Genomic DNA, 7,418 nt, shown 5'->3' with positions numbered 1-7,418 from the left:
CTCGCCGGCGCCGTCGCCGGTGACCACGCCTCGCCGATCTCCGACACCACGATCCTCAGCTCCACCGGGGCCGGTTGCAACGTGATCACCCACGTCACCACCCAGCTGCCCTACGTGCTCATCGCCGTCGTCTCGGCGGCCCTCGGCTACGTCGCCGTCGCGCTCATCGGGTCGGTGGCACTCGGAGCCGCCGTCACCCTCGTCGTCGCCGGTGCGATCGCATTCGTCGCTCTGCAGATCTGGGGCTCCTCCGTCACTGACGAGGAGCTGGCGGAGCACACCAAGCAGCCTGCCTGAGCACGGTGGTGCAGTCGACCCCTCGATTCAGGGACGCAGCCACTCACCGAGGTCGGCGTCCATCAGCAGCGCACGCGCCTCTGCCACCCGGTCGTCCGGGACCAGGATCCTCTGCTTGATGACCTCGATCAGGCCCTCGAGGGTGCTCGAGTGGCGGTCCGCGACGTGGTGAGGAATCTCGCCGGACGTCAGCAGCGCCCCGACGACGGACAGCAGGACGGGATCGTTCGTCCGCATCAGCTCGATCATGTCTGCCCGCCCTCCGTGGTTGAGCTCGACGGTAGCCCGCTCTCCCAGGACATCGAGCAGCCTGACTGGTCCCGATAGTGCGGTACGACACTGCCACCTGGTGGCAGCGTCGTACCGCGCTCCTCCTGCTGGCTAATCGAGTTGCTCCGGGTCGCCCTCCACAGGCAGGGTTCGCGCATGACGAACACGGCGGTCTCGGCGCCCACCCTCCGCGACGGCGACGTCGTCCTCCGCGCGCTCGGTGAGCAGGACGTGGAGGGCTGCTACGAGCAGTGCATCGACCCCGCCTCGGTCCGCTGGACCCACGCCCCGTCGCCCTACACCCGCGAGATGGCGCGCGAGTTCTGCACCGTGGTGGCCGCCAAGGCCTGGGCCGAGGACACCGAGTGGGTCTTCGCCGTCAAGCACCGAGGCGCGTACGCCGGCAACATCGCGCTGCGCAACGACGGGCACGGCCGCGCCGAGGTGGCGTACGGCGCTCACCCGGCCGCGCGGGGCACCGGGGCGATGGAGCAAGCCGTCCGCCTGCTGCTCGACTGGGGCTTCACCGAGAAGTCGTTGAGCACGGTGACCTGGCGGGCCAAGCGCGGCAACTGGGCCTCGCGCAAGCTCGCCTGGCGCCTGGGCTTCTCCTTCGACGGCGTCCTGCGCCACTCCTACGAGCACCGCGGCGCCCTGGGCGACGGGTGGATCGGCAGCCTCCTCGCCGACGAGCCGCGCGAGCCCCGCCACCGCTGGCTCGAGCCCGTCCCGCTCGGAGGCCACGGCGTGCGGCTCCGCGCGCTGCGCGAGAGCGACGTGCCGCGCATCGTCGAGGCGTGCTCCGACGAGCGCACCTCGCACTGGCTCGGGCAGATGCCCTCGCCCTACACCGAGGCGGACGCCCGCACCTGGCTCGAGCTCAACACCGAGGGCGAGGCGACCGGCAAGAAGGTCACCTGGGCGATCGCCGACCCGACCACCGACCTGCTGCTGGGGGTCATCAACATCTTCGACCTCAGCGCGATCGACGCCGAGATCGGCTACTGGGCCCACCCCGACGCGCGCGGACGCGGCGTGATGCGCGCGGCGATGCAGCGCACCACCGACTACGCGTTCACCGAGCTCGGCCTCGGCCGGGTCCGGGCCTTCGCGGCGCTCGAGAACAAGGCGTCACGTCACGTGATCGAGGCGTCCGGCTACACCCAGAGCGGCATCGAGCGACTCGGCACGACGCTGCGCACCGGGCCGGCCGACATGGCGCTCTACGACGTGCTGGCGTCGGAGTGGGCTGCGCTCTCCGCGCGCTGAAGCGCGGCCGACCAGAGCAGGATCGCGACACCGGCGACCGACAGCGCGGCTCCGACCAGCGCCGGGGCGCGGTAGCCGTAGCCGATCGCGATCACGAGCCCACCGAGCCAGGCGCCCAGGGCGTTGGCCAGGTTGAGGGCCGCGTGGTTCATCGCCGCACCCAGCGTGACGGCGTCCCCGGCGACGTCCATCAGGCGCAGCTGGAGGTTGACGACCATCACCGACCCGATGGCGGTGATGAGGAAGACGATGGGCAGCAGCCACCAGCCGTACGGCGCGATCGCCCAGAAGGAGACGAGCACGACCGTGGTCGCGACACCGGACCCCACGAGCGAGCCCATCACCGACCACGCGGCCATCTCGCCGGCAACCCAGGTGCCGGCGACCATGCCCAGGCCGAAGACGAGCAGGAAGACCGGCACGGTCCCCTCCCCCAGCAGCGCCACCTCGGTGATGGTGGGGGCGATGTAGGAGTAGACGGCGAACATGCCGCCGAAGCCCACGGCTCCCGCGGTCATCGTCAGCCAGACCTGGCGGTTGCGGAAGAACGACCCGGCCTCGCGGCGCCCGGTGGCCTCGCGGTCGCCGGGCACGGAGGGCACGAACGCGAGCACCATGGCGACGGCGACCAGCGCGACCAGCGCCGCGGTGAGGTAGGCCGAGCGCCAGCCCAGGTTCTGCCCGATCCACGTCGCCGCAGGCACTCCGACGACATTCGCGAACGAGAGCCCGAGCATCACCGCGGCGATCGCCCGGCCACGCCGCTCTGGTGGCGCCATGCTGGCGGCCACCAGCGAGGCGACGCCGAAGTAGGCGCCGTGCGGCAGCCCGTCGAGGAAGCGGGCCGCGGTGAGCACGGCGAAGCCCGGCGCCGCGGCGCTCATCACGTTGAACACGGCGTACGCCAGCATCAGCCCCACCAGGAGCCCGCGCCGCGGCAGCCGAGCGCCGAAGAAGCTCAGCAGCGGGACGCCGACGACGACGCCGATCGCGTACGACGACACCAGGTGGCCGGCCTTGGGAACCGAGACGTCGACCCCGTCGGCGATCTGCGGCAGCAGGCCGAGGGTGACGAACTCGGTGGTCCCGATCGCGAAGCCGCCGACCGCCAGCGCCAGCACCGCGAGCCCGAAGTGGGCAGGACGGCGTGCGCGGACGACGTCCGGCGTGGCGGTGGGAACGGGGGTGGTCATAGGCATCACATCCTGCAACCGCCCGACGAAGGCGACCTATTCCACGCCGGTGTGATCCTCGACCAGCCGCTCGAGGTCGATCGGCTGCCCGTCCCGCGGGAACGGCAGCGAGTGGTAGTCGAGCGGCGCGACGTATGACGCGTCGACCGACCACCGGTGCGAGCGCAGCAGCTGGTGCAGGATCGTCTTGATCTCGGCACCGGCGAAGTAGAGCCCGATGCACTTGTGCACCCCGCCGCCGAACGGCTCCCAGGCGTAGCGGTGCGACTTGTCCTCGCGCCGTCCCTCCGAGAAGCGGTCGGGGTCGAAGGCGGTCGGGTCGGTCCACAGCTCCGACATCAGGTGGGAGTACTGCACGCCCACGATCACGTCGCTGTCGGCGGGGATGGCGACGCCCTGCACGGTGGTGTCCTTGACGGTCTTGCGCACCAGGATCGTCACCGGCGCGACCAGCCGCAGACACTCCTTCATCACCAGGTCGATCGACTCCAGCCCCTCGAGCTCGGCCAGGGTGGGACGGGGCCCGAGCGCCTGCGCCTCGGCGCGGCACCGCGCCTGCCACTCGGGGTGCTGACCGAGGTACTGCAGCATCGTTGCCACCGTGATCGTGGTGGTGTCGTGGGCGGCCATCATCAGGAAGATCATGTGGTTGACGACGTCGTCGTCGCTGAACCGCTCGCCGTCCTCGGTCTCGAGGTGGCAGAGCACCGAGAACAGGTCGCTGGTGCGGGTGGCTCGCCGCATCGGGAGGTAGTGGCGCAGGAACTCCTCGAGCACGTCGCGCCCCGCGTAGGCCTTGCCCCAGCGGGTGAACGGGACCCGACCGCGCACGACCCCGGAGGCCGCCTGCACGCAGGCGATGAAGGCCTCGTTGACGCGATCCATCTCCTCGGGTCCGTGGTCCTCGGCCCCGCCCATGAAGATGTCGGCAGCGATGTCGAGGGTGAGCTGCTTGAGGGCCGGGTACGACGCGAAGCCGGCGCGGGGCTGCCACGAGGCGAGCCCGCGCTCGATCGCCGGCGCCATCCGCTCGGTGTAGGACTCCAGGCGCTCGCGCACGAACGCCTCCTGCATGATCCGGCGATGCGCGTGGTGCTCCTCGAAGTCGAGCAGCATCAAGCCGCGGCGGAAGAACGGCCCGACCAGTCGGGTCCAGGCCGGACCGTTGGCGAAGGCCTTGTCCTTGTTGCGGAACACCTCCTCGCACGCGTCCGGCCCGAGCAGCAGCACGGTGTCGGAGCCGAAGACGGGCAGCACCGAGACGGCGCCATACGTCGTCCACTGCCGGTGCATGAGAGCGACCGGGTCGGCGAGGTAGTCGCGCAGACGTCCGATCACCGGGAGCCCGCGATCGGCGCGCTTCAGTCTGGGAAGCGGTCGTGCCTCGGCGATCATGAACACACAGTGAGTCAGGAAGGATGCCCTGTCAACCTTCTCGCAGGACCCCGTCGGACCGTGAGAGGGTGGCGCCATGGCAGGGCAGACCGGGGTCTACCGGGGCGTGAGCGCCGAGGACCGCGCCGCCGAGCGCCGCGAGCGCCTGCTCGAGGCGACCTTGACCGTCTGGGCAGACCCGGGCACTCGTACGACGATGACCGCGGTGTGCGCGGAGGCCGGTCTCAGCGAGCGCTACTTCTACGAGAGCTTTCGCGGGCTCGGCGATGCTCAGATCGCTGTGCTCGACCGAGTCGCTGCCGACATCGAGACCGCGCGAGAAGTCGCCCTCGCCTCCGCCGGCGACGACCCCGCCGCGGCGATCCGCACGGCCATCACCTCCTTCGTGCAACTGCTCGTCGACGACCCGCGCACCGGGCGGGTGTCGATCGTCGAGGCCAGCGCCGTGCCCGAGCTGAGGGAGCGCCGCACCGCGCTGCTGCGCCACTTCGCGCACCTCGCTGCCGAGTCGGCCGCCCTGCTGCTCGGCGGCCGCGAGAGCGACCCGCTCCACGACGAGATCGTGGGCCTGATCTTCATTGGTGGCCTCGCCGAGCTCATCACCGCGTGGCTCGACGGAGCACTCGAGGCGACGCCGACCGAGCTGGTCGACGCCGCCTCGCGCAGCTTCATCGGGCTCTACGCCCCCGGGCTCCTCAGCCGCTGACGGCCTCGGCGAGGTTGCCCAGCGAGTCCTCGAGCGCCGACTCGGGCACCAGCGGGAACGAGAGCTTCTGGAGCAGCTCCTTGTCGGTCACCTTGCTCCAGTCGTAGGTGAGGGTCACCTGGGTGGCGTCAGCGCCCTGGGCCTCGAGCTCCCACATCCACTCCCAGCCGGGAGGGGTGACGCCGGCCGGGGCCGTCTCCCAGGCGAGCAGCTTGTGCTCGTCGTAGCCGGTCACGTGGTTGTCGGTCTGGTAGTCGCCGCCCATGTGGTCGCCGGACATGTTCATCCGGAAGGTCTGGCCCGTGGCGGTGATGCGGTCCGAGCGGTCGTCGGAGATCACGAAGCCGGAGCCGTCGAGCTCGGCGTGACGCTGCGGGTTGGACAGCACGTCCCAGACCTTGCTGGTCGACGCATCGATGGTGCGGGACACGGAGATCTTCTTGTCGTCTGTCATGTCATCGACAGTGCCGCACGATCGTGCATCGTTCAACCAACCTCAGGGGTGAGTGCTCAGCAGAAGTCGCGGACGCCGTCCACGGCATCGCCGAAGGCATCCTTGGCGTCGTTGACCGCCGAGGTGTCGACATCGGCACCCTTCGCCGCGTCGCCCGCCTCGTCGGCGAGGCGGCCCAGCGCGTCGGCGGCGTCGCGCAACGCGCTCTTGGCATCTCCGCTGATCCCGCTGCTGGCCTTGTCGAGCACGTCGCGCAGGCCGGACAGCTTCGCCTTGGCTGCGTCGGGGTCGGCGCCGATCTCGTCGATCGCGTTGTCGACCTGGCCCGACACACCGTCGACGGCCTTCTGCGCCACCGAGCAGGCAGCGCCGTTGGCGGTGTCGCTGGCGGCGTCCTTGAGGTCGGAGCACCCGGCCGCGCCGAGAGCGACGAGGAGGGCGGCCACGGCGGCGCCGGCACGCAGGTTCGGGACCATCATGACCTCGAGGGTAACCACCTCTCCTGGGTCAGCCCGCGAGGTGGCTCCAGTCGGCCGCGAGGTCCGCCCACGGACCGACGGCCTTGACCTCGCCCTCGACCAGCACGACCACCCGGTCAGCCTGCGACAGCGCCGCACGCTTGGACGTCGCGCCGAGCACCGTCGTACCGCGCTCGCGGAGCGCCGCCCAGAGCTCGACCTCGGTGGCGGCGTCGAGCGCACTCGAGACGTCGTCGGCCAGGAGCAGCTCGGCGTCGGCAGCCAGGGCACGCGCCAGCGCGAGGCGCTGCACCTGCCCACCTGAGAGCCGTACGCCGCGGTGCCCGACGAGCGAGTCGTGCCCGCCGGCGTCGGTGACGTCGCGCCGCATCCGGGCGTCGTCGATCGCAGCCTGCATCGGGCGCCGGTGGCCGAGCTGGATGTTGTCGGAGAAGGTGCCCGACAGCACGCGCGGCACCTGGGCGACGTAGGCCACCTGGCCGGGACGCAGGAACTGCTGGGCATCCTCGATCTCCTCGCCGTTCCAGGAGATCGAGCCGGTGTGGTCGACCAGCCCGGCGAGCGCGGCGAGCAGGCTCGACTTGCCCGAGCCCACCTGCCCGACCAGCAGCACCAGCTCGCCGGCCTCGACCGAGAGGTCGACCCCGATCGCGCCGCGGGTGCCGTCCTCGTGGACCGCCTCGACGCCGCGGAGGTCGAGTCGCTGGAGCGGCACGCGCGAGGCGGGGGTCGGGTCGGGGGCCTCGCCGGTGACGAGGTCGACACCCTCGGGCAGGTCCATCAGGTCTCCCCCGCCGGCGAACGCGCTGGTGGCCACCTGCCAGGAGCGGGTGCCCGGCGCCTCGGTGATGACCGACCCGGCCACCCGGCCGAACCAGTCGAAGCCGTTGACCGCGGACGCCACGAGCAGGGCGGTGGCCAGGCCCCAGCCGCCGAGGAAGTACGTCGCCCAGGCCGCCACGACGCCCAGCTGCACCATCACGATCGGGACGCCGTCCAGGACCGCCTGCACGCGGTGCTCGAAGACGGCAGCCTTCACGCGGCCCCCGTCGACCTCGCGCAGGTGACGGTGGACGGCGGGTGTGGCCGCGGCGAGCTTGACCGTGCGCGCCGACTCGAGCACCGACACCAGAGAACGTCCGAACCCGGCCCGCGCGGCCGACGAGGCCGTGGCCGAGCGCCCGGCGATCGGTCGACCGATGGTCGAGGCGAGCGCGGAGCCGACCATGACCGCCAGCAGCACGCCGCCGGCCAGCAGGCTCCAGCCCGCGATGGCCGTGACAGCGACGATGACGAGGCCGGTGCCGAAGTCGACCCAGCGGTCGGCGTAGCGGGCGTACCGGTCGGCATCCATC

At 71.4% G+C, this 7,418-nt stretch carries 9 protein-coding genes; 3 read left to right on the top strand and 6 right to left on the bottom strand.

Annotation, left to right across the window (positions count from 1 at the left end; all coding sequences use genetic code 11):
• Window positions 1–297, top strand: a 297-nt coding sequence (locus tag VOI19_RS10365; RefSeq protein ID WP_323792887.1) for a Na+/H+ antiporter NhaC family protein, incomplete at its 5' end; no start/stop codon positions are given.
• A gap of 27 nt (window positions 298–324) precedes the next feature.
• On the opposite strand, the gene VOI19_RS10360 is transcribed toward VOI19_RS10365, so the two are convergent.
• Window positions 325–546: a DUF2007 domain-containing protein gene (locus VOI19_RS10360; protein ID WP_323792886.1), complete on the bottom strand. Its 222-nt coding sequence runs from the start codon at window positions 544–546 to the stop codon at window positions 325–327.
• A gap of 177 nt (window positions 547–723) precedes the next feature.
• Between VOI19_RS10360 and VOI19_RS10355 the strand changes: the two genes are divergently transcribed.
• Window positions 724–1,836, top strand: coding sequence for a GNAT family N-acetyltransferase (locus VOI19_RS10355; RefSeq protein WP_323792885.1), 1,113 nt, complete (start codon window positions 724–726; stop codon window positions 1,834–1,836).
• Here VOI19_RS10355 and VOI19_RS10350 read toward each other — a convergent pair.
• A complete protein-coding gene (locus VOI19_RS10350; RefSeq protein ID WP_323792884.1) occupies window positions 1,791–3,029 on the bottom strand; it encodes an MFS transporter in 1,239 nt (412 codons plus the stop codon). The two genes, VOI19_RS10355 and VOI19_RS10350, sit on opposite strands and share 46 nt — an antisense overlap.
• Before the next feature lie 36 nt (window positions 3,030–3,065).
• On the bottom strand, window positions 3,066–4,424 hold the full coding sequence (locus VOI19_RS10345; protein WP_323792883.1) for a cytochrome P450: 1,359 nt from the start codon (window positions 4,422–4,424) through the stop codon (window positions 3,066–3,068).
• A 76-nt stretch (window positions 4,425–4,500) separates the two neighbouring features.
• On the opposite strand from VOI19_RS10345, the gene VOI19_RS10340 reads away from it, so the two are divergent.
• A complete protein-coding gene (locus VOI19_RS10340) occupies window positions 4,501–5,130 on the top strand; it encodes a TetR/AcrR family transcriptional regulator (RefSeq protein WP_323792882.1) in 630 nt (209 codons plus the stop codon).
• Here VOI19_RS10340 and VOI19_RS10335 read toward each other — a convergent pair.
• The 3 genes from VOI19_RS10335 to VOI19_RS10325 form a co-directional block, all read right to left on the bottom strand.
• Entirely contained in the window at window positions 5,120–5,584 is a 465-nt protein-coding gene (locus tag VOI19_RS10335; protein ID WP_323792881.1) for an SRPBCC family protein, read from the bottom strand. The genes VOI19_RS10340 and VOI19_RS10335 overlap by 11 nt on opposite strands.
• A 56-nt stretch (window positions 5,585–5,640) precedes the next feature.
• Window positions 5,641–6,063 carry a hypothetical protein gene (locus VOI19_RS10330; protein WP_323792880.1) on the bottom strand — a complete coding sequence of 141 codons (423 nt, stop codon included), beginning with the start codon at window positions 6,061–6,063 and terminating at the stop codon, window positions 5,641–5,643.
• Window positions 6,064–6,091: 28 nt separating this feature from the next.
• Window positions 6,092–7,418 (bottom strand): ABC transporter ATP-binding protein (locus tag VOI19_RS10325; protein WP_323792879.1); only part of this gene is annotated, 1,327 nt, incomplete at its 5' end.

It is taken from the genome of Nocardioides sp. (assembly GCF_034670285.1).
Lineage (GTDB): Bacteria > Actinomycetota > Actinomycetes > Propionibacteriales > Nocardioidaceae > Nocardioides.
Note: the sequence above shows the minus strand (reverse complement) of the source record. Positions and strands in the feature narration are given on the sequence as shown.

Bases quoted from the DNA above. Each gene is read 5' to 3' on its own strand.
- VOI19_RS10335 (WP_323792881.1), bottom strand. From the start codon at position 5,584: ATGACAGACGACAAGAAGATCTCCGTGTCCCGCACCATCGATGCGTCG.
- VOI19_RS10360 (WP_323792886.1), bottom strand. From the start codon at position 546: ATGATCGAGCTGATGCGGACGAACGATCCCGTCCTGCTGTCCGTCGTC.
- VOI19_RS10350 (WP_323792884.1), bottom strand. From the start codon at position 3,029: ATGACCACCCCCGTTCCCACCGCCACGCCGGACGTCGTCCGCGCACGC.
- VOI19_RS10340 (WP_323792882.1), top strand. From the start codon at position 4,501: ATGGCAGGGCAGACCGGGGTCTACCGGGGCGTGAGCGCCGAGGACCGC.
- VOI19_RS10330 (WP_323792880.1), bottom strand. From the start codon at position 6,063: ATGATGGTCCCGAACCTGCGTGCCGGCGCCGCCGTGGCCGCCCTCCTC.
- VOI19_RS10355 (WP_323792885.1), top strand. From the start codon at position 724: ATGACGAACACGGCGGTCTCGGCGCCCACCCTCCGCGACGGCGACGTC.
- VOI19_RS10345 (WP_323792883.1), bottom strand. From the start codon at position 4,424: ATGATCGCCGAGGCACGACCGCTTCCCAGACTGAAGCGCGCCGATCGC.